Source organism: Streptomyces sp. NPDC002232, assembly GCF_042890295.1.
GTDB lineage: Bacteria > Actinomycetota > Actinomycetes > Streptomycetales > Streptomycetaceae > Streptomyces.
Map to the genome: position 1 here is coordinate 530,057 of NZ_JBIARV010000004.1, position 20,693 is coordinate 550,749.

General features: G+C 73.5%; 16 protein-coding genes. 5 read left to right on the forward strand and 11 right to left on the reverse strand.

Going from position 1 to position 20,693, the window contains the following annotated elements:
* Positions 1 to 310 precede the first annotated feature (310 nt).
* The gene (locus tag ACFYXU_RS20295; RefSeq protein WP_389459038.1) at positions 311 to 862 is read left to right on the forward strand and encodes a YceI family protein; all 552 of its coding nucleotides are present in this window, start codon (positions 311 to 313) and stop codon (positions 860 to 862) included.
* Positions 863 to 1,286: 424 nt separating this feature from the next.
* Here the strand turns inward: ACFYXU_RS20295 and ACFYXU_RS20300 are convergent, their stop codons facing one another.
* On the reverse strand, positions 1,287 to 2,567 hold the full coding sequence (locus tag ACFYXU_RS20300) for an alpha/beta hydrolase family protein (RefSeq protein ID WP_389459040.1): 1,281 nt from the start codon (positions 2,565 to 2,567) through the stop codon (positions 1,287 to 1,289).
* A 334-nt stretch (positions 2,568 to 2,901) separates the two neighbouring features.
* On the opposite strand from ACFYXU_RS20300, the gene ACFYXU_RS20305 reads away from it, so the two are divergent.
* From ACFYXU_RS20305 to ACFYXU_RS20315, 3 genes are all read left to right on the forward strand, one after another.
* A complete protein-coding gene (locus tag ACFYXU_RS20305; RefSeq protein WP_389459042.1) occupies positions 2,902 to 4,080 on the forward strand; it encodes a sensor histidine kinase in 1,179 nt (392 codons plus the stop codon).
* Complete coding sequence (locus tag ACFYXU_RS20310) at positions 4,077 to 4,793, forward strand: response regulator (protein ID WP_389459044.1); 717 nt, start codon at positions 4,077 to 4,079, stop codon at positions 4,791 to 4,793. Before ACFYXU_RS20305 ends, ACFYXU_RS20310 begins: the two co-directional genes overlap by 4 nt.
* Positions 4,794 to 5,023: 230 nt before the next feature.
* The gene (locus tag ACFYXU_RS20315; RefSeq protein ID WP_389459046.1) at positions 5,024 to 5,488 is read left to right on the forward strand and encodes a hypothetical protein; all 465 of its coding nucleotides are present in this window, start codon (positions 5,024 to 5,026) and stop codon (positions 5,486 to 5,488) included.
* 548 nt (positions 5,489 to 6,036) lie between these two features.
* On the opposite strand, the gene ACFYXU_RS20320 is transcribed toward ACFYXU_RS20315, so the two are convergent.
* From ACFYXU_RS20320 to ACFYXU_RS20355, 8 genes are all read right to left on the reverse strand, one after another.
* Positions 6,037 to 6,477 (reverse strand): hypothetical protein, encoded by a 441-nt coding sequence (locus ACFYXU_RS20320; protein WP_389459048.1) that lies wholly within the window; start codon positions 6,475 to 6,477, stop codon positions 6,037 to 6,039.
* A gap of 380 nt (positions 6,478 to 6,857) precedes the next feature.
* Positions 6,858 to 7,139, reverse strand: coding sequence for a DUF3253 domain-containing protein (locus tag ACFYXU_RS20325; RefSeq protein WP_389405872.1), 282 nt, complete (start codon positions 7,137 to 7,139; stop codon positions 6,858 to 6,860).
* A gap of 202 nt (positions 7,140 to 7,341) precedes the next feature.
* Entirely contained in the window at positions 7,342 to 7,944 is a 603-nt protein-coding gene (locus tag ACFYXU_RS20330; protein ID WP_389405871.1) for an SLATT domain-containing protein, read from the reverse strand.
* Positions 7,945 to 7,993: 49 nt separating this feature from the next.
* Complete coding sequence (locus ACFYXU_RS20335) at positions 7,994 to 9,379, reverse strand: hypothetical protein (RefSeq protein WP_389459050.1); 1,386 nt, start codon at positions 9,377 to 9,379, stop codon at positions 7,994 to 7,996.
* On the reverse strand, positions 9,379 to 10,776 hold the full coding sequence (locus ACFYXU_RS20340) for a hypothetical protein (RefSeq protein WP_389459052.1): 1,398 nt from the start codon (positions 10,774 to 10,776) through the stop codon (positions 9,379 to 9,381). The genes ACFYXU_RS20335 and ACFYXU_RS20340 overlap by 1 nt, the downstream gene beginning before the upstream one ends.
* Positions 10,752 to 12,389, reverse strand: a complete 1,638-nt coding sequence (locus ACFYXU_RS20345; protein ID WP_389459054.1) for a hypothetical protein — start codon at positions 12,387 to 12,389, stop codon at positions 10,752 to 10,754. The genes ACFYXU_RS20340 and ACFYXU_RS20345 overlap by 25 nt, the downstream gene beginning before the upstream one ends.
* Before the next feature lie 202 nt (positions 12,390 to 12,591).
* Positions 12,592 to 16,047 (reverse strand): hypothetical protein, encoded by a 3,456-nt coding sequence (locus ACFYXU_RS20350; RefSeq protein ID WP_389459056.1) that lies wholly within the window; start codon positions 16,045 to 16,047, stop codon positions 12,592 to 12,594.
* A 354-nt stretch (positions 16,048 to 16,401) separates the two neighbouring features.
* Entirely contained in the window at positions 16,402 to 16,914 is a 513-nt protein-coding gene (locus ACFYXU_RS20355) for a MarR family winged helix-turn-helix transcriptional regulator (RefSeq protein WP_389459058.1), read from the reverse strand.
* A gap of 130 nt (positions 16,915 to 17,044) precedes the next feature.
* Here ACFYXU_RS20355 and ACFYXU_RS20360 point away from each other — a divergent pair, with 130 nt between their 5' ends.
* Positions 17,045 to 18,547, forward strand: a complete 1,503-nt coding sequence (locus ACFYXU_RS20360; protein WP_389459060.1) for an MFS transporter — start codon at positions 17,045 to 17,047, stop codon at positions 18,545 to 18,547.
* Positions 18,548 to 18,699: 152 nt separating this feature from the next.
* Here the strand turns inward: ACFYXU_RS20360 and ACFYXU_RS20365 are convergent, their stop codons facing one another.
* Both ACFYXU_RS20365 and ACFYXU_RS20370 read right to left on the reverse strand, forming a co-directional pair.
* Positions 18,700 to 19,812 (reverse strand): CU044_5270 family protein, encoded by a 1,113-nt coding sequence (locus tag ACFYXU_RS20365; RefSeq protein ID WP_389459063.1) that lies wholly within the window; start codon positions 19,810 to 19,812, stop codon positions 18,700 to 18,702.
* Positions 19,809 to 20,447 carry an RNA polymerase sigma factor gene (locus ACFYXU_RS20370; protein ID WP_389459065.1) on the reverse strand — a complete coding sequence of 213 codons (639 nt, stop codon included), beginning with the start codon at positions 20,445 to 20,447 and terminating at the stop codon, positions 19,809 to 19,811. Before ACFYXU_RS20370 ends, ACFYXU_RS20365 begins: the two co-directional genes overlap by 4 nt.
* Positions 20,448 to 20,693 lie beyond the last annotated feature (246 nt).

Consider the following 20,693-nt stretch of genomic DNA (forward strand, 5'->3'; position numbering starts at 1 on the left):
GCGGGCCTCCTGCGCGGAAGGCGTCGACGCCGTCCGCCTCGAATTCGGCCGGGGTGCTGCTCGGCGGGGCGCCGGTGGCCTCACCTCCGTCCGACCGGGCGTATCCGGCGGTCTCTCTCCAGAAGGCCACGACCGGCCGACCGGGCGCGGGCGGTGCGCCAGGGCTGCGCATCGGGATGACCAATCGGAGTGGAATCCCCTGTGACCAGGCGCGTTCGGCCGGGCCGTGGAGCTGTCGGCCCCTTACCGTGAACCGCATCGATCCGGGCGGGCTGCCGTCGGGGTCATGATCCCATGGAGGCATCTGCTCATGACCGTCACGCTCGCGGAACTCACGGGGGACTACGTCCTCGACCCGGCCCACACCCGCATCGGGTTCGTCGCGCGCCACGCCATGGTGACCAAGGTGCGCGGCGCGTTCCACCAGTTCGAAGGCACCGCGCACCTGGATGGCGGTGACCCGTCCAGGTCCACCGGGCAGCTGGTGATCAAGACCGGGAGCATTGACACCGGCGTCGAGCAGCGTGACGAGCACCTGCGCACCAACGACTTCCTGGACGCGCCGAACTTTCCCGACATCACCTTCCGTACCACCAAGATCGAGCAGAAGTCCGACACGGACTACCAGGTCACCGGCGATCTCACGATCAAGGAGACCACCAAGCCGCTCACCATCGACTTCGAGTACACCGGCAACGCCACCGACCCGTACGGCAACCTGCGGGTCGGCCTCGAAGGCTCGGTGACGATCTCCCGCAAGGAGTGGGGCATCACCTGGAACGCGGCCCTGGAGGGAGGCGGCGTTCTGGTCGGTGACAAGGTCGTCCTCGAGTTCGACATCTCCGCGATCAAACAGGGCTAGAACGTGGCGGAGGCCGAAGCCGCGCCGTCCGGGTCGTCGTCCCGCCGGGGCGGACATCCGCAGTGCGACATGCACCGTCGACGCAGGTGACCGGGAGGCGCGGCGATCGGGCGGTACTGCCCCGGCACGTGTGCGGGCTCCGCGCCTCACCTGCCTGCGCCTGGACTCCCGGTCTCGGCATCGCCGGCGCGCGGCCCGAAGGCCCACGACCCACCTCCTACGCCGAGGCCGTACTCGGTGGGGGAGATCCACGAACGCATGCGCCGCGGCGCGACGGTCTGCCGCCTCGACCGGGCCGCCCACCGGCAGCTCAACCTCGTCGAGCGCTGCATCAGCCGGCTCGGGCCGACAGCGGCCGCGGTGATCGCGCTGGAAGTACCTCTGCCTGCGCGGCTTCCGGACCGTACGTATCGGGCGAGCCGGTTCAGCGCAGCACCTCCAGTTCCTGCCAGTCGTCTCCGGGCCGGTCGAGGAAGCCGGTGGGCCGGCCCTTCAGGTACCGCCCGAAGAAGGCGGCGACGGCGGTCCGCTGGGCGGCCAGGGAGCGCCGGGGGTCGACGGTGCCGATCAGTCCGGCCGCGTCGGGGACCGGGAGGCAGCGGACGAGCTGGGGCAGGAGGACCTGGAGGTCCGTGTACGAGCCGTGGGCGGCGTTCCGCAGCCGCAGGGCGTGCCGGGGGCCGGTGGACGCCGCCCAGCAGGAGGCCCAGCTCGGTTCGCCGCGCAGGGTCTTCGTGCCGGACGCCATCAGCAGGAAGGGCTTGGCGAGGCCGCTGTCGGCGACGGGTCCGAGGAGGGCGCCGTCGAGGTCGGCCGCCGCGCGGACGCGGGGTTCGTCGTGGGCGAGTTGGGCGGCGACGGAGCCGCCGAGGGACTGCCCGAGCACGCCGGTCCTGGCCGGGTCGGCGGCCTCGGCGAGCCCCTCCGGAAGCGGGTCGGTGCCCGTGTCGGGGCGGTGCCCGCGCGCGAGCCGGTCGAGTGCGCCGAGAACGAATCGGGCATCGGCGAGGCGGGCCCGGGAGTGCCCCGCGAGGAGGGCGGCGATGACCTCCGGGGTGAGGTCGTCGGGGAGCGGGAGGGCGCGTTCGACCCGCCCGCCGGGGAACTCGACCTGCTCGGCCTCGTACGTGGAGTCGAGGGCGACGACGAGGTGACCGTGGCTTGCCAGCTCCTCGACCAGGGTGGTGCCGAGGGCGCGCGAGCCGCCGTCGCCGGAGGAGAACAGCACCACCGGCAGCCGGCCGGCGCGGCGGGCGACGGGCGCCCCGGTGCGGGCGTGGGTCCTGATCCCCCGCCAGTCGGCGGCGCCGGCGGGGACACCGAGGGCCGGTGCGGAGTGGGCGTCCCAGTCGGCCGCCGCGGCCTCGGGCAGCCAAGGCGCCGTCGGGTGCCCGGCGCCGGGTTCCGCCGGGTACCAGAGGCCGGCCATGAGTTCCCGGTAAGGCTTGGCGGGGAGGAGGGGGTCGGGGCGGCTGTCGTCGACGAGGTGCAGCGCGACGGTGCCGACGGGCCAGGGCCCGGTGGGCGGGGGCAGGCGCAGCGGGACGGGAGTGCCGGGGGCGGGCGCGGGACCGCGTACCCCGGCCGGGGCGGCGGGGCGGCCTCCCGGGTCGGATGCCGCCGTGCGGTGTGCGGGGGCGGCGGCCACGGTGGTGAGCGCGGCGGCGCCGAGCGTGCCGAGCAGGGCGCGGCGGGTCGGGGGCATGGGTGGGCTCCTCAGGCGGTACGGCTGCGGGGTCGCCACCAGGGTTCCGCCGCCGGGGGGTGCGTGGCGCCCTGCCGGGGGACGATCCCGAGGATGGCCGCGGGGCGCCCCGGGGAGCGTCCGCTCCTCCGCACGGAGGAGCCCCCGGTGTCCCGGAGTCTCCACCGGTGTCCGCCCACGGACGGACGCCTCGGCGGGTCCCGGGGCCCTACCCTGTGGCTCCGGCGAGGACGCCGGACGACGAGTACACGAGTACGCGAGCCGTGTGAACGCGGGTACGCGGGTGCGCGACGACGTGGATACGTGGGTACGCGACGACGCGAGGACGGACACGATGACCGACACCGGCGCGGTACGAATGGGCCCGCCGGGCGCCCTCACCTGGCTGCCGGGGCGGGTGCCGCCCCTGGCGGCGGACGCGGCGCTCGCGGCCGCCCTGTTCCTGGTCACGCTCGGGCCGGGGCGGGTGGCGGACAGCAAGGGTTTCGCGCTACAGACCGCTCTGGTGCTGCCCTTGGTGTGGCGGCGGCAGGCGCCCCGGGCAACGTTCGCGGTGATCGCCGCAACGGCGTTCGCGCAGTGGCTGCTGGGTGTCCAGCTGCCCGCCGACGCGGCGTTGCTGATCGCCCTCGGGACGGTGACCGCGCGGGCGCCGTACCGGTCGGTGTGGGCGGCGGCTCTGCTGACGGAGGCCGGGGCGGTGCTGGCGGCGGCGCGCTGGGCGCCCGAGGGCCGGTTCCTCGCCTCGGCCGCCGCGATGACGGCGGCGGTCGCCGCCAGCGCGCTGCTCGGGGCGAACGCCCGGATCCGGCGGGCCGCGCGGGCGGAGCGGCTGGCGCGGCTGGAACGGGACCGCGACGAGCGGGAGCGCCGGGCGGTGGAGGAGGAACGCGCCAGGATCGCCCGGGAGTTGCACGACAGCGTGACGCACGGCCTGTCGGTGGTGGTGGCACTCGCGGACGCGCTCGGGCACGCCCGCCCGGCCGACGCCTCCGACGTGACGGCCCGGATCGCGGAGACCGGGCGGCAGGCGCTGACCGACATGCGGCGGGCGCTGGGCCTGCTCCAGGACGCCGGTCCGGACGCGGGGCCCGGGGACGACCGGCGGTCGCCGCCGGGGATCGGGCAGCTCGGGGCGCTGTGCGAGCGGATGGAGGCAGCGGGCCTCGCGACCCGACTGAGAGTGGACGGTGAGGCCGCCGGGATGCCGGCCGCGGCGCAGCTGACGGTGCACCGGCTCGTCCAGGAGTCGCTGACCAACGCGCTGCGCCACGCGCCAGAGGCGTCGCGCGCCGAGGTACGGGTGGTCTGCGTGCCGGGGGCCGTGACGGTCGAGGTGACCGACGACGGGCGGGCCGGCGGGACCAGGCGGCCGGGAACCGCCGGGTCGGGGCGGGGGCTCGCGGGGATGCGGGAGCGCGCCGCGGCCTTCGGCGGGGCGCTGGAGGCGGGCCCGCGGCCGGACGGCGGCTGGCGGGTCTTCGTACGGCTGGATCCCTGGAGCTCGCCGTGAGCGTCCGGGTGCTGCTGGTGGACGACGAGGAGCTGCTGCGGCTGGCGTTCGGCATGATCCTTCGCGCCGAGCCGGACATGGAGCCGGTCGGGGAGGCGGCCGACGGGGCGGCGGCGGTGGAGCTGGCGCGGCGGCTGCGGCCGGACGTGGTGCTGATGGACGTACGGATGCCGGGCACCGACGGCATCGAGGCGACCCGGCGGCTGCGGCGCGAGGTGCCCGGGACGCGGGTGCTGGTGCTCACGACCTTCGACCTGGACGCGTACGCCTTCGAGGCGCTGCGTGCCGGGGCCTCCGGCTTCCTGCTGAAGAACAGCCGGCCGGAGGAGCTGCTGGGGGCGATCCGCGACGTGGCCCGGGGGGACGCGGTGGTCTCGCCCCGGGTGACCCGGCGGCTGCTGGACCGCTTCGCGCACCGGCTCCCCGCCGCCGGGGACGACGGTGGCGGGAGCGGCGCGGAGCGGCTGCGTGTGCTGACCGCGCGCGAGCGGGAGGTCCTGCTGGGGGCCGCCCGGGGCCTGACCAACACGGAACTCGCCGCCGACCTCGGTCTCGCGGAACCCACGGTGAAGAAGCATCTGGGCCGGGTCATGGCCAAGCTGGGGCTGCGCGACCGGGTGCAGGCGGTGATCTTCGCGTACGAGTGCGGGCTGGTCGGGCCGGGCCAGGTCGACTGCGACCGGGACGACTACGACCAGCAGCGAAGCCGCTGACGGGCGCCCGTACCGCAGGAGTTGTAGGTGACGCGTACGTACCGCTGCGGGTGGACCGCGATGTCAGACCAGTGCTGGACGACGTGACGTCCGTACCCCCGTACGTTTCTGCAAGAGGCCCCGGCCGGGCCCGGTCGACGACCACCGCGGCCGAGGCGCTGGGAGGAATCCGCAGTGCCGGGCGGGGCCGTTCAGCTCATGGGCATCGAAACGGAAGGCACGGGGTGAACATGCTCAAGCAGAACGGACGCGGGACCACGGAGCACCACGCGAGCGCACGCACGATACGTTCGGGCGGCCGCATGGCGCTGGCGGCGGTGGCACTCGCCGCGGCGGCCGCCGCCACGCTGGTCCCCTCGGCCGCCGCCGCACCCGCGGTCGCGACGGAGGCGTGCACGGGGTGGCGGGTCATCCAGGTCGACAACAACGCCGCAGGGGTCAAGTACCGCGAGTGCGACCGGTACAGCGGGCTGAACACCCAGACGAGGGCCGAGTTCTACATCTGGGACAACCGTCACGACGGCAAGGTGGCCCAGGTCTACACGGCCACGGGCTCCAACCTGAACGGCCGGTGGTACCAGTCGTGGGAGAAGTACTACGCCTGGGGCAACGAGAGCCACCACAGCCCGCTCGTGAACACGGGTTGGCACAAGGGCCACGACGTGAAGGTACTGCTCAAGGCCGTGCGCGGCTGACCCACCGGTCAGGGGGGGCGCCGAGCCCTGGGGGCGCCGAGCCCTGGGCCTGACGCCCGCCCACGGGGGCAACAGACGACACCACGAGGGCCGGGAGGCCCATCAGGACCACCCGGCCCACCACCACGGCGACGATCGGGATCTCCGACTCGGCGACCCCTTCGGCGGCTGGGTCGGAGAACGGCTCGGGCGCGTCGGCCCGGTGGGCTTCCTTCGCCCCGCGGCCGACGGCGTCCGCCCCGCTGGGCGGGCCAGTTCCGTACGTAACCGTTCTGCCGTTCCTCGGCTTGCCGGCGCCCACCAGCAGGTCCACCGAGCTGGGGCCGGAGTCCTGGATCCCGTAACAGCTTCTCTCCGTGATCGTGGCGCGCGGCGGCCCCCGCTTCGAAAGGGTGACGCGGTGGCCGGGGCCTCTCGTGGGGCCCGCTTCTCGGCATCAGCGAGTGGCTCTCCCCTCGGCCACCCCGGGACCGCCTCGCCCCTGGAGCCCGTGCCGGTGCCGATCGACGCGCGGTGGAGAAGCGCGGCGGGCTGGCCGGTGAACGCCGCTATGCGGGGCGGAGAACGGGATCGATCTCGGCCAGGCTCTCGTGGAGCCGACGGGCCCCCAGGGCAACACGGTCGTCGATGTCGCCCGACATCTCGTCACAGATCCGCAGAGCCTCGTCCAGATCGTGCGCGAAGATGCTGAAGACGTCGAAGATCGCGGTGTTGAGGTAATCGGCGTGATTGTCCTGGGCGACTGCCAGTGCGGACGCCACGATCGACAGTCCGGCCCTGTCCTTTCGCCGAAGCAAGGCCTCTGTGGTCCACCGGGTGACGAAAGTGTCACCACGGTCGAGCACAAGGCCCAGCAGTAGCCCGACAGCCTCCGGCATCTCGGCGAACCCTGCCAGGCTATGACCGGCATCCGCTCGGTCACGCCAGTGGTCGCTTCGCGCGAGTTCGCCGAGCGTCACGACCACGGCACGCCGCAGGTCTCTGTCCATGGATTCGCCCGTCCCTTCCCACGATTACGGTGGAAGTATCACCGAGGCGCTTTGTCGGATGATCGCCAGGGCAGGTCCTGGCCGCCTATCGATGGGCTGCGGTCGCTTCCCGGAACTGCCGCACCGCTGATGGCTGCTGCTGCATTCTCGGACGTCTGGCGATGCCAAAGCGCGCCTTCAAGCCCGGCTTCTCCGGACCACGAGAGTGGGACCGGGCTTGAGCGCTGCTGGCCCCAGCCGTGGTCAACCGATCGGCTGTATCCGTCCGGTTCGTCTCGTGTACCGGTGTGCACTGTGGTCAGCATGGACGCACCGTGAGCGAGCGCCAAGTGCGGCAGGAGGCCCAGGACGGCGGGACGTGTGAACCAGCACCACCGGCGTCAGCCCGAGTGGCGTGCGCGGCGGATGCGCAGTGGTCCCCGTGCCTCGTTCTCCGTGACAGGTCGTCCGCCCTGGGTCACCTCGACCTCACCGGCCGCCGCCAGGCGCCAGGCTGCCTGGCGGGTCGGCTCCATCAGGTCCCGCCATCCGTCGTCGTCTCCGTCGTAGACCTCGCGTGCCACGTCGGACGGACAGATCGAGGCCGTCTCCGCGCGCCGCTCGAGTAGGTTCCTGGTGGCCGTCTCCAGTCGCCGGGCGAGCTGCCGATCCGACTGCGTCATGCCTTCAGTGTGGCACCGCGGGACCGGTGACGCCCGCACGACCGCGGCTCCTGCCCGTTCCCAGGGCTGACGTCACATCGACAGCCCTGCTTCTGGCATGACCACGACCTGGTACTCGTCCTCGTCCTCGTGGATGACGCGGCGGGGGCGTCCAGGGCCCACCGGCGGGGGCGTCGTCGGCGGCAGCGAGCGGCCGCTCTGGTCACGGGGAAGGCGTCCGGTCGACGGAATAGGTCTGTCCGCCCGCCCCCATGTTGGCCCGGGCCTTGCGGTACGCGCGGCGGCTGGGCGGCTCGGCGGTGGCGTTCTGCTCGTCGCGGCGGGTGGTCAGGGCGGCCAGCGCCGCGCGGGCCTCGACGGGACTCCAGTCGGGGAGATCGATCTCGCGGTGCTGCCGTGCGGCCGTCTGGATCGCCAGATAGGCATTGGCCGCGGTGATGGCCTGCGTCGCTCTCTGAGGTGCGTTCACGGTGGTGAGGACCGCCCCGAGGCCCGCCGACAGAAGGGCCAGGATGCCGGCCGCCGTCGCGCCCGTGGACTCGACGAGGGCGGTCGTCCCGGCGATGGCGGCGAGCAGTGTCGCGGGCAGGCCGAGGAGCCAGTGGGTCGCCCGCCAGCGCTTGCCCTCCTCGAACTGGCACTGCGCGCTCCACATGGCGCTCTCCTCCAGCCGGCGGAACTCGGCGTCGACGGAACGCAGACGCCTCTCGCCCCCGTCGGCGCCGGACGCCGCTGTCCCGCCCGGAGGGTCCTCCAGGCCGTGGGTGGTCGGGGCCGTCTCTGTGTCGCCTGGTGTGGTCTCCACCCGCTCACGGTATCCGGCCATGCTGGGTCAGGAGGCGGAACGACCGATACTACGGGGGCAGTTCCTCCTCGTAGGTGGCCAGCGCGGCGTGGGCGGGATGACGGGCCGGCAGTCCGTCGACCAGCTCGTGCCAACGCTCCGCACCGATCGCTTCGTTGGCCCGCAGCGAGGCGAGCAGCTCCGCCGCCGGTACCCGGTCGAGGAACAACAGGGGGAGCGGGGGCCCGTCCAGATCCACGTCGAACCCGCCGGTGGGCGCGGGCGCGGCGATCCGGCCGTGCAGGACGGGGCCGACGCGGTCCAGCAGCATCCAGTAGCGATCGCCGCCGGGTGCTCCGGCGGCGACGCCCGCCGGGGCGAGCCGCACCGGGTAGCACGCGGGCCCCTCGGCCGCGTCCGCTCGGCGGCCGGCGAGGGCCCCAGACACCTCCGTCGCGGCGGGATCGATCTCCAGCTCGACGGTCACCCGGCCCCCTCGTGTGACGGTCACCTCCGCTTCGACCGGCCCCTGCCCCAGAGAGACGGATGTCGGCCCGTCCTCGTCGTCGTCGGCGGCGCGGAGGACGAAGGTGGAGTCGAGTCGCGCCAGGAGGGCGAGGTGGTCGGCCGCACGGGGCTCCGGGGCGCTCAGCCGGGCGGCGGCGAGCCGTGCGCTGTGATGGAGGACCGGGTCCGCGCCCATGCGGAGGGCGAGCCCGGCCAGTGCGGCGCGGGTCGGTGTGGGGAGCCGGTGCGGATCGGCCGCCAGCAGCCCGGCGATCAGGGCGGACGCCTCCCGGCCGAACCACGGTCCGGGGCGTTGCGTACGCAGTCCGGATTCGAGGACGGACAGCGGTCCGGCGAGCGAGGTGGCGGCGGGGGTGAACCAGTGGCGCAGGGGACCGTCCGGGGCGGGGAACGCGGCGGACGGTGGGCCGGCCTCGTCGAGGAGTGCCGCGGTCGCGCGGGCGGCGGTCTCGACCCGGTGCCACGGCAGGCAGTGGAAGACGGTCGCGGGGGCGGTGGTCTCCCGGTCGAGCCGGTGCAGCAGGAAGTACCGCAACTCCAGGCTTTCGCCGGTCAGCCGCTCCACGGTCGTGGTGTCGGCGGGAGGGGCGGACCACCGTTCCTCGAACCGCGCGACGAGTTCGGCGCCGTTCGCCGAGACCTCCACCGGTGCGCCCCGGTCGTCGAGTTCGACCACCAGCGAGTCGTCCGGGGCCCGCAGGGCCAGGGCGCGTACGGGGTCGCCCGCCGGCTGCCGCACGGCTGCGGCCGCGCGGGTCCAACCGGGGGTGAGGAAGCGCGCGGAGGTCCGGGCGTCTGCTCGTTCGTCACCGTCGTTGATGGGGCCGAGGTGTCCTGGTGCGCCAGGGGTGGTCCCCGGGTTCAGCCGCGCGACCCAGCCACTGAGCGGGCGGTGCACGGGGTGGGATGCGCCGCCGGTTCGCGGCATCAGACGGCTCCGCTCCGGTCCGGCCGGGCGGTCGGGGCCGGCTGGACCCCAGGGCCGTGGTCGTGGTGGCCCTCAGGCGTGTCACGCGTCTCCGGTCCGTCCGATCCGCCGGGTGGGGCGGCGTCGATCCGCCGGTCGGGCGTGGAGAGCCTGTCGAGCAGCCCGGACGCGGCCGGCCCGAACGCGCGCAGCGACTCGACCTGGGCGGTTGTCGGACCGCCCGGAACCCACGCCTCCCAGAGCGTCGCGAGCCGGAGCCATTCGTCCGGGCCGGTGTCGCGTGCGTCGATGCGCGCCGGAAGGTCCGCGGGGAGTTCGCGCACCCAGGCGAGCAGCCCGTCGGTGTCGAGGCCGGGCCTCGTCTCCCAGCGGATCAGGAACTTCGCCGCGCGCAGCAGGAGTTCGGCGCAGGTGACGGGATCCCCGGGGCGTCCGGGCGGGACCAGCCGTAGGTGACGCCGTGGCCGCTCCGTGCCGTGTCCGAGGTCGGCGAGGGCGTGTCCGAGCGGGTCCAGTACGCGCTGTCGCACGGGGTCGTACAGCAGGGTGTTGACGGTGAGGTCACGCTGGCGGGCGTCCTCCTTCAGGTCGGTTCCCGTCGCCGGATAGGGCAGGCCGGTGAGTCCGAGGCCCCGGTACTCCAGGGTCCGCCGGTCGCGGTGGACGGTGAGGACGGAGCAGACCAGGGACCGAGGGCTGAAGCGGGGCGGGAGTTCGGCACTGTCGCCGTCCAGGGCGAGCACCGCGTCGACCGCGCGCAGGAAGACGCCCGCCGGAGCGGTGCCGGTGGCGTCCAGGTCGCGTACCGCCTCGGGGACACCGCCCGCGACGAGGTCGCGGGGTGCTCCTCCCGCCAGCCAGACGCCGTGACCGTCCGAGGCGAGCCGGTCCACGAGGTTGCCGAGGTAGCCGGGGGCCTCCGGACCGTACAGCAGTCCGTCGAGGGACGCGACGAGTCCGGGACCGATGTCGCTCGCCCCGAGCACGTGCCGGTCGTCCAGCTGGTGGTTCGGCGCCCGGCCCGCGCGTACCAGCGTGGGATGGTCGGTCGGGTCGGCGCTCCGCTCGGGCGGTCCGCTCGCGTCCTCGTCGCCGTCGAGCAGCAGGCGGTCCCCGAGCCGGTCCGCCGCGTGTCCGGCGCCCTGGGTGCGGGGCAGGGGGCCGACGCGGTGGCCGAAGCCGAGGACCCGACGGTCGTCCACGACATCGCCGGTCATGATCGGCCCCGGCCCGGGGCGCGGCGACACCTCCCCGGTCACCTGCTCCCCGGTGCTCCGGGCCTCGGCCGCCCGCTCACCGGCCTCCGCTGTCCCCGCTTCCCGCTCCGGCGCTCTGGGGGCCGGCACTCCCGAGTCCCCGGTCAGCCGGTCGTTCAGCCCGCCGCCAGTCCGGTCCACAGGGCTTCTCCCTTCGCGTCCGTCCGGAAGAGGAGCGGTACCTTGACAAGGCCGCCGCCCCACGTGTTGTAGACGACCCCGCCGTAGTCCACGTTGCTCTCGTCGGGGCGCGCGCCGAGCAGGGCGACGTCCCGGAGCTGTTGTGGTGTGCAGGTGATGTCCTGTCCGGGCTCGTCCACGCAGCTGCTCAGCCCCGGATACATCAGACCCTCGGCGCCGTTGCGTCCGGGGTGTGTGCGGATGGCGCGCAGGACGGCTGCGGGACCGTCCTCGCCGCGGATCCACTCGTGCACCCCCGCACCGCAGGTGCCGCAGAGGGCGACCAACCCGGCGGTGTCGCCGCGTACGGCCGCCTCCTCGATCCGGCGCGCCAGTCGGATCACGGCGTCCGGCAGGTGCTTGCCGTGGTCGTCCACGGAGGTCACCGCGGGGGCCGGTGGCTGCGGGGCGGCGGCCGGTCGCCGGGCGGCCGCGCTCTCGGCAGGGGTGAACGTGAACGCGGACACTCCCTGGGCCAGGGTGTGGTTCCGGTCCGACGAGGTCAGGGTCAGGGTCCCGGTGTAGTCGGCGACTCCGGACGGCGCCCGGGTCAGACCCAGGGAGGACGCGTCCCCGGCGAGCCTGGCCACCCGCCCGTCGGCGCCGAGCGCGATCCCGAGCATGCCGGTGCCGAGGAACGTCCGGGCGCCGTCCCGCACGTAGTACGACACGAACCTGTCGGGACCCAGGACTTGGCAGCTCTGGAGGGGGCCGTAGGTCACGGTGACCCCGTCGCCGGCCCAGGCGAAGGAGGACACCGTGCGCTGTCGGTCGCCGATCAGGGCCCGGCGGAAGGGGAGGTCGTCCGGCAGGTTCCGGACCGGGTCCGTGGCGGTACGACCGGAGTGGGTGAGCAGGGTCGACCGGGTCCAGCAGGCGCCGCCGCTGTCGGCGGTGCCCCACGCGAGGGCCTTGCCGTCGGGGGAGCGCAGAGCGTCGGTGAACGTCGAGGGGCGCTTCGCCGGCAGCAGCTCGCGAACGGTGCCGCGCCGGTCGATGGCGGCCAGGGTTCCCTGCCCCCGGGTGACGCCCGGGCCCTCGGGCAGCGGGGCGAAGACGACGACGTCAGCGGGTCCGCCCGCCGCGAGCCGGGCGTACGCGCCGCGGCCCGCGCTGAGCGGCACGCGGCGCGCGGGCTCCGCCGGGAAGCCCGGAGGGAACAGGGCGAGGGAGGAGCCGTCGGCCGCCAGGGTCGCCAGGTCCTCGCCGAGGAAGCCGAGGCCGTGGCAGGGGCAGGCCTGGGAGTAGGGCTTGCCCGTGGCCACGTCGTAGATGTGGATCTCACCCGTGCCTCCCGAGCTCTCCTCGTCCAGCCAGGCCAGGCGGCGGGCGTCGGGCGACCAGACGACCTTGGTGGGCGGCGCGGCCCCGGTCCGGGCGGCGAGCCATGTGCGGCCCGCCGCGTCCGCCAGCATCACGGTCCGTTTCCGCGGCTGGACGAAGGCCAGCACCGGGTGGGCGTGTTCCGGTTCCGCACCGGGCGCGCCGGTGGCGGGGCGGGGCCCGGCCGGGGGAGCGTCGTCGTCCGCCGTGCAGCCGACCGCGGCGATCGTCCCCGCGAGGACGAGGGCCACCAGCCGCCGGAAACGTCGTCCGCCCCGGTGCTCCGGGCGCGGCCTGGCCTCACCTGAGGCGCTCCGCCGGACGGCCGGGCCGACCGGAGTACGGGCGGAGGCGGGGTGGCCCGATGGTCCGGCCGGTTCCCGGAGCGGGAGCGACGGGTCGTGCGGGGAGGCAGGGCCGGGACCGGAAGGACGTACGGGTGCCATGACGGTCTCACTTCTTCTCGGCGCACAGATCGACGTACGGCTCAGGGGCGACGAACTCTTTCCATTCCTCTTCGGTGAGTCCGGAACCGGTCCAACGGCACAGCACCTCGCCCCAGTCGACGGAGCCCACCCGCCAGAGCTCCACCGGACCGGCGGGCCGGTCGCCCTCCCGGCCCACGGACGAACGGGTGATCCCGGCCAGCACCTGGCCGTCGGGGGACCAGCGCAGATGAATGATGCGGTCGGTCCCGGAGACCTGGAGTTCCGGCAGGAGCGGGTCGCCGGTGCCGGTGTCCCGCACGGTGACGCGGTCGCCGTACCCGACCGCGACCCGCGCACCGTCGGGCGACAGGGCGATCGAGGACGGTTCGGTCACCGCGCCCGTGAGGCGCAGCGGAGCTCCTGTCCCGTGCAGGTCGGCGTCGAGGAACCGCACGGTGTTGTCGAGACCGAGGAGGGCCACCCGCTTCCCGTCCCGGCTCCAGGCGAATCGGTGGACCCGTGGGGTGTCCACGGCCCGGGTGGTGCGGGTGACGAGGTCGACGAGGACGAGACGGGCGTCCGCGGCACCGGGCCGCTCCAGGGCGAGGGCGAGCGGCCGGCTCTCGTGCAGGGTGAAACCGAGCCCTTCGCTCGCGCCGAGCGCCACGGTGCCCAGCGGCTTCCAGGTGCGGGTGGACCACAGGTACAGGGGACCGTCGACGTGCCGGGCCACGAGGAGTTCCTTGTCCGGTACGAACCCCACGCCGACGGCGATGCGATGGGAGCTGGTGCCCTGGTCGGCGTTCGGGGGGCGGAGATCCTTCAGCCAGGTTCCGTCCCGCTTCCACACGACGATGTGCGAGGCGCCCCGGAACTGACCCGCGGCGGCCACGAACGCGGGGGAGGAGGCCGCGTCGTTGATGAAGTGGCCGGATGCCGGATACTCCGTCAGGATCGGGTACTCGGCCATCGCCGGGTCCTGCTGGTAGGCGAGCGGGCCCGGCCGGATGCGCTGAAGACCGTAGGAGAGGTTGCCGCTGACGTCCGTGAGCAGCAGGGATCCGTCCGAGTCGAACGTGGCGGTGCTCGACGCCTCTCCAGGGAGGAGCCCGAGTGGTCCGGGACGCCGGTCCAGGACGCCGACCCAGCCGTCTCGTCCGGCCGTGACCACGGTGAAGCTCTCGCCGATCGCGGCCGCCCCGGTCGCCCCTCCGCGCGGCCTTTCCAGGCCCCGGCTGGCGGCCGCGTCGCCGCCGGTGCCCAGGGGGATCAGCGCGGCGCCCTCGTCACCCGCGATGACGACGCTCCCGCCGTGCCCGATCAGGACCTTCGGCGAGTCGGCCAGTCCGCCGACGGGATAGTCGAGTGGACGCTTCCTCACCCGGTCCCAGGCCAGCACTCCGCCCGGGGTGGCCAGCATCACGAGACCGTCGTCGGCCCCGATGGCGGTGGCCCGGCCCGGGATGTCCTGGTTCTCGATCTCGGCCTGGACCTTGTGGCTGTCCAGGCCGACCGAGACCACCGTGTTGTCGTCGAGGAGCAGTACGGCCCGCTCCTCGGCCGGAAGCTGCCCCGAGACCCAGGGGCTCGTCGCCAGCGCGGCGTCGACGACGCTCCACCGGTTCCGCGTGTCACCGCCCGGACCGGCCCTGTGGCAGGCGGACTGCTCGCGCGTGAGCAGGTCGTACTGGACGATCGTCCCGTCGTTGCGCACCTCGACCAGCCGGCTCCCGCTCTCGGTGAACGCGGTCGCCACCGGGTACGTGTCCGGGCCCGCGCAGGTGGGGCCGGGGAGGGCTCCGAGCAGCTTGGGAACGGCGCCCTGGGCCGAGAACAGGAGGGTGCCGTCCTTCCCGCGAGCGGCGAGCATGCCGCTCTTGGGGCCGAACACCAGCCCGCCGAACTCCCCCTTCACGAATCCCAGTGGCTTGCCGGTCCGCAGGTCCCAGGACTTGAGGTAGGGATCGCTCCCGGTCGTGTACACCCGGTCCCGCGCGTCGTCGACGGCGACGCTGTCCACGCTGCCGGGGCTGGCCTTCCAGGAGATCCGGAGCCCCGAGTTGGCCTCCAGGACGTCCCGCATGGCCTGCTCGGCGTTAGGGGTGTCGGCTGCGATCCGCTGCGCGGCCAGCGCGAGCAGCCCGGCCAGCCTCGGCTCGCTGCCGCGCCGGGTCATCGCCTTGGCCACGAGGTCGGCTGCGCGCTTCTGACGGTCCTTCGTCTCGCCGCGCAGGTACTGCGCGTACGTCGCTCCGAGGCCGATGACTGCCAGCGCGAGCAGGACCGCGATGACCGGCCGGAGAGACCGCAGGACGGCCGGCATGTCCACGGTGTGGGCGGCCTTGGCCGCCTCTGCGATGGTGTGGACGGGTCTCAACCGGGCCGAGCGGTCGCCCTCCCAGGCCTCCAGAGCCCGCAGCCGGTCCTCGTGGGGGAGGACGACGGTCTGTCCGTTGTCGACGACGCTGAGCTTCGCCTCGTAGCCGCCCACCGAGGTCAGCCGGCCCTCCGTGCTCCCGTCGAGCGCGCCGATCAGGGCGATCCGGGGGTTGAGCCGCCGCCAGCCGGTCGTGAGGCGACGCACGCGTCCGCTCTGAGCTCGCCTCACCGCGTGCAGGAGTACGGCGAAGGCGCAGCCCAGTGAGGGGTCGGTGGCCATCGCCGTGACCCCCTCGTCGTCGGTGAGCGACCAGAGGACGGTTCCCCGCACATCGCCGCCCGCCGCGATCCAGGCATGACGCAGCGAGGCGTGGAACTTCTCGTCGGCCCGGAAGCCCGACATGGTGCGAGGATCGGGCACGAGCGCGGGCGGCCCCTCCGGAAGCACCGCCACGCTCAGTGCGCCGCGCACTCCGGTGTTCCCGCCGTCGAACAGCACGCTCGCCGATGCCACGGGCCTGGGCTCGGGCAGTGCGCCGTCGAGTGTCAGCAACCACAGCAGCAGGGGCAGCGACGCGTCCCGGTCCGGTGGCCCGAGGCCGTCGAGCAGGCGCCGGATCCGCGCGGGGTGACCGGCACCACCGGACGGTAAGGAGCGGAGGAGGCCCTCCACCGGCCCGTCGGGGGACGGTAGCCGAGCCCAGGACTTGTCGAGCCAGAGGATGCCTGCGGTCAGTTGTGCCGCGGCACCGTCCAGGTCGTCGACGAGGGCGAGCCCGAGCGCGGCGGACGCGCGAAGCGCCTGCACGACCCCCGGCTCCGCGTCCCTCGCCGGGCGGAAGGGCGGATGGTCCGCCAGGTCGGCGACGGTGGTCCGCGCTGCCGCGCGGGGCGTCATGAGCGTGTGGACCTGGGTCGTCCCGTCCCGCACGAGACGGAGCGCGGCCACGTCCTCAGCGGCGATCCTCCCGCGCAGGTACGCGAGTGCGGGCTGTGCGGTCGACAACAGGGCCTGGCGGGGCGCCGACCGTTCCCCCATCGGGAGCCGCGGGCCGACGAGGAGCTTTCCGACGTCCAACGGCGCGGACGGCTCATCCGCCATCGTCTCTCCCCCTCGCGCACGACCGGCGGAGCGGCCCACGCCGGTTGAGAACACATAGTGGCACCGGAGACGTCCGCGCTGGAGGAAGTTGGCGACATCCCGTGCCCTTCGACAACTCCGCTGAAGGCCCGGGGGCGGGTTGGCTGACCTGGGTCTCTCCTGCGTCGATCCTGGGTCGAGGGCTACTTGGCTTCGCCGTGGCTGTCGTCGCGACTGCGCGAGGGCGTGTTTCGCGATCCCCGGTCGCGTACGAGTCTTCCGCCGTCGCGAAGGCGGCCGCCCCTCGGGTGCGCAGGGCGGTGCGCGGGCGAAGAGGAGCAGCGGGTGAGGATGAGCCGGCTGGGAGCGAGCCGGTCAGGGAGTTCGTCCATCAGGGAGGGTGGGGGAGCGCGGTGCCACTGCGTCCTGTTCCGCGAGGTGGCTGTCCATGGTGGTGTTCAGGTCGGCGATGAACGCTTCGACCTGTTCCAGGAACTGGGGCGGGTAGGGCGACATCGCGGCGTCGAGGCGGTGGGCGAGCGGGCCGAAGAACTCGTCCGCCCTCTCCTGGACGTGCCCGCCACTGCGCAGGGTGACGATGCGCCGGTCGGAGTGCTCGCGGGCCCGCGAGATGTGTCCGGCCGCTTCGAGGCGGTTCAGCAGGGCGGTGGTGGCGCCCGTGGACAGCGAGATCCGCTCGCTCAGCCGCGCCGGCGACAGGGGGGCGCCGCGCTCCTCGGCGGCGGCGATCTCCAGGACCGCGGTCGCGTCCGTGGAGTGCAGGCCCAGCCAGGCGGCGAAGCGCCGGCTGAGCTCGGCGTAGTGACCGCCGTAGATCCTCAGCGACTCCATCAGCCGCTCACGCTGCTCCGCGACGCCGTCGCGCATTGCTTCCTCCACGGCTCAGCCCTTCCCTGTCCCTCCGCGTCACGCGGTCCGCACGGCTACTCCGCTTTGACAACCTACCGCCATCATTTTACCTTCATGGTGGAATTACTTCACCATGGAGGTATCAGGAATGCGTGACCCGTCCCCCACCCCCGTGGAGACGACCGAGCCCTACCGGTGGCGATGGCTGATCCTGGCGGTGATGATCGTCGCGGAGATCATGGATCTCCTGGACGCCTCGATCGTCAACGTCGCAGGACCGGACCTCGAGAGATCCCTCGGCGCCGGATCCGTCGGACTACAGTGGGTGATCGGCGGCTATGCCCTCACCCTGGGTGCCGGGCTCGTACTCGGCGGCCGGCTCGGCGACCGCTACGGGCGGCGCCGGATGTTCCTGATCGGCCTCGCGTCCTTCACCACGGCCTCGCTGCTGTGCGCCATCGCGCCGAACATCGAGTCGCTGATCGCCTTCCGCCTGTTGCAGGGCATCGCCGGAGCGATGCTGCTGCCCCAGGGCCTGGGCCTGCTGCGGGAGAACTTCTCTGGCCCCGAACTCACCAAGGTCTTCGCGATCTTCGGACCCGTCCTCGGCCTGGGCGGCATCATCGGCCCGGTCCTGGGCGGCTTCCTCGTCGAGGGCGACTTCTTCGGCCTGGGCTGGCGGTCGGTGTTCCTGATCAACCTGCCCATCGGAATCGCGGCCTTGATCGTCGCCGCGACGTTCGTGCCCAAGAAGGCGGGCGACCGCACCGTGCGGGTCGACATGACCGGCGCCGCGCTGATCGTGGCCTCCTGCGCCCTGCTCGTGCTGCCGCTCAACCAGGGGCAGGAGAACGGCTGGCCGCTGTGGACGTGGCTGTCCATGGCCGCCTCGGCCATCGGGTTCGCCCTCTTCGCCCTCCAACAGCGCCGCACGGCCGCCGCGGGCCGCGATCCGCTGGTGACCCCGGGCCTGCTTCGTAAACCCGCCTTCACCGTCGGCCTCGGCGGCATCGCCCTGTTCTTCGGCGGACTCGTCGGCACCCAGCTCGTCCTGACCCTGTTTCTCCAGATCGGCCACCACTTCACCGCCGGCGAAGCGGGACTCGGCAACCTGCCCCTCGCCGTGGGAACCGCGATCGGCGGCGCCATCAGCGGCGCGTTCCTCGCCGACAGGATCGGCCGCAAGGTGCTCCAGATCGGACCGCTGGTCCAGCTGGCAGGCGCCGCCGTGCTGTGGTTCGAGCTCGACGGCCTCGACACTGCCTCGTTCTCGGTCTGGGACATCGTCCCCGGCGTGGCGGTGGCGGGCGTCGGCGCCGGCATGGTGATCGCCGCCCTGTTCAGCTTCATCCTGGCCGCGGTCGACGACGACGAGATCGGATCCGCGTCCGGTGTCCTGTCGGCGGTCCAGGCGGTCGGCGGCTCCATCGGCGTCGCGGTCTTCGGCTCGGTGTTCTTCGGCCAGGCCGAGACCGGTGACTTCACCGGCGGCTTCCACCGCGCGCTGATCGTCCAGGCGTGTCTGCTCGTGCTCTTCTTCGCGATCACCTTCCTGCTGCCCCGGAAGGGCCGCCCCGAAGAAGAGCAGCACGGCATCACCCCCGAGACGACTGCCGACGACTCCGGCGCCAAGCAGCACCTCACCCTCTGAGCCCCGGTCGGGGCCGTGCACGACGAGCGGCCCCGGCCAGGAGAAGGTGTGGAAGGAAGAAGACGTCCGCTTCGTCGACGCGACTGCCCGGGACGGCCCTCCGTACCGAGCCGGCTCCCGGGCGCCGCGGTGTTCCGTGCCGGGGCGTGGGCTCAGGCCGTGCCGCCCTTCGCGGGGCGCTCCTTTTCGGCGTTCACGACGGCCCGTTCCAGGACGGCGGTGCGCTCGACGACGGTGCCGGGCTTGATACCGCCGAACTCCTTGACCTGGACGCCGCGGCTGCCGAGGTAGGCGAAGGTCGTGCGGTCGAAGACCAGCTCGGTGCGCTCGCCGGTCTTCTCGTCCAGGCGGGCCAGGGCCAGGCCGCTGCGGCCGGCGGCGTCCTGGGAGTTCTGGACGAGGACCACGCCCGGGATCTGTGCGGTCGCGCGGTAGAGCGCGGCCGCGGTCGGGGCCGGGACGAGCTGCTCGTTGATGAGCTGCTTGATCTCCTCGAACGCCTGCTGGTCGCGGTCGCGCGGGCCGCTCAGCCTCGAGTAGATCGTCTTCAGCAGTGCCTGCGGATCGGTCGGCTGGGCCTTGAGCCAGTTGTAGGACCGGAGGGTGGCGTCGCCCTCGATGTCCTTGCCGTTCACCGGCTTGGAGCGGGGGCCGTCGCTGCCGAGGCCTACGCCGCCCTTCGCCTGGTAGCCGGGCTCGTCGAGCCAGCCCCTGCTCGCGTCGGGTGACCTCCAGATCTCGCGCTGGTGCAGCGGCTGCACCCAGGTCTTGGACTCGTCGGTCTCGCCGTTGAACGAGGAGGCCTGCCAGGAGACGGTACTCCTGACGTAGATGAACTGGCCGGGGCCGGGCTCCGGGACCTGCCGCGTGCTCGCGGCGCCGGCGATCCGCTGGGCGGTCGAGGCGAGCTGAACCGTGCTGCCGGCCTCGATCGCCACGACGGGCGCCTCCACCGATGCCGGTGCGCCGTCGTCCGTGCCGGTCAGCGTGCCGGCGGTGAAGACGGCGGCGGTGAGCGCGAGGGCGGTGACCGGAACGCCGATGAACAGGGCACGCCGGAGCGGCCTCTTCCCGGCCGCGGGCCGGGGGATGGTCGTCTGGATCTCGTTCAACAGGTGCTCCTCGAACAGCAACTGGCGGTCGGGCGACATCTCGGGGGCCGACGGGGCCGGCAGCAGCCGGGCGAGCTCCGCGTGATCCGGCCCGGCGTGGTCCGGCTCCGTGTGGGCCATGGGCTCGGCCCGATTCCAGAACGTGCGGGTCATCCGTACGTCTCCTCGTGCGACTCGTACGACCGGGCCGCGGAAGTGCGGCCACCCTGTGCTTGTCCGGGGCGCGGAAGCGGTTCCCGGTTCTTCGTGAGTTCCTGTTCGGCGAGCTTGCGCAGGCGGCTGCGGGCGCGGGAGAGGCGCGAGCGTACGGTGCCGACGGGGACGCCGAGGGCGGCGGCGGCCTCCGCGTACGCCAGCCCGGACCACACGCACAGGGTGAACACCTCGCGCTCGGTGCGCCGCAGCCGCCGCAACGCCCGCTGGGCGGCGGCGAGCTGGTCGGCGTCGGCCAGGCGTCCGACGAGCTCGTCGGCGAAGTCGGGAACGGTGTCACGGACCGGCAGGCGCCCGAGGGCCGCCTGGTGGCGGCGCGCGGCGCGACGGGTGTTGCGCAGCACGTTGACGGCGATGCCCATCAGCCACGGGCGCGGGCCTGCCTCGTGGTCGAGGAGCCGCTCGCGCAGCCGCCAGGCCTCCAGGAAGGTCAGCGAGACGACCTCCTCGGCGAGGGCGCGGTCACCGGTCACGCGGACGGTGTGCCGGTGGACGAGCGGGGCGTGGTCACGGAAGAGTTCCCTGAACGCTTCGGGATCCCCGGCGCGTATCCGGTTCTGCAATGAGTAGTTCACGCACTGCCTTGTCCACCGGGCGCGTCCGGTTCCGGTGACCTGCCTCACAGGAAGCGGGCGCCGGCCCACGGACGCCCACCCGCGTGCAGGGTGTCAGACCTCGCGGGCCCGACGTTCCCCGGGGACGTCGGCGGGAGACGTCCTGGGTTCTCGTCCTTCTTGTCTGATGGGTCGTCGCTGACCTGGGCAGATTGGCCGCTTTCTCGGCGTTTGGTCCAGATGCTCGATTCCTTGAGCGTCTCGGCC

Bases quoted from the DNA above. Each gene is read 5' to 3' on its own strand.
- ACFYXU_RS20295 (WP_389459038.1), top strand. From the start codon at position 311: ATGACCGTCACGCTCGCGGAACTCACGGGGGACTACGTCCTCGACCCG.
- ACFYXU_RS20300 (WP_389459040.1), bottom strand. From the start codon at position 2,567: ATGCCCCCGACCCGCCGCGCCCTGCTCGGCACGCTCGGCGCCGCCGCG.
- ACFYXU_RS20305 (WP_389459042.1), top strand. From the start codon at position 2,902: ATGACCGACACCGGCGCGGTACGAATGGGCCCGCCGGGCGCCCTCACC.
- ACFYXU_RS20315 (WP_389459046.1), top strand. From the start codon at position 5,024: ATGCTCAAGCAGAACGGACGCGGGACCACGGAGCACCACGCGAGCGCA.
- ACFYXU_RS20320 (WP_389459048.1), bottom strand. From the start codon at position 6,477: ATGGACAGAGACCTGCGGCGTGCCGTGGTCGTGACGCTCGGCGAACTC.
- ACFYXU_RS20325 (WP_389405872.1), bottom strand. From the start codon at position 7,139: ATGACGCAGTCGGATCGGCAGCTCGCCCGGCGACTGGAGACGGCCACC.
- ACFYXU_RS20335 (WP_389459050.1), bottom strand. From the start codon at position 9,379: ATGCCGCGAACCGGCGGCGCATCCCACCCCGTGCACCGCCCGCTCAGT.
- ACFYXU_RS20350 (WP_389459056.1), bottom strand. From the start codon at position 16,047: ATGGCGGATGAGCCGTCCGCGCCGTTGGACGTCGGAAAGCTCCTCGTC.
- ACFYXU_RS20355 (WP_389459058.1), bottom strand. From the start codon at position 16,914: ATGCGCGACGGCGTCGCGGAGCAGCGTGAGCGGCTGATGGAGTCGCTG.
- ACFYXU_RS20360 (WP_389459060.1), top strand. From the start codon at position 17,045: ATGCGTGACCCGTCCCCCACCCCCGTGGAGACGACCGAGCCCTACCGG.
- ACFYXU_RS20365 (WP_389459063.1), bottom strand. From the start codon at position 19,812: ATGACCCGCACGTTCTGGAATCGGGCCGAGCCCATGGCCCACACGGAG.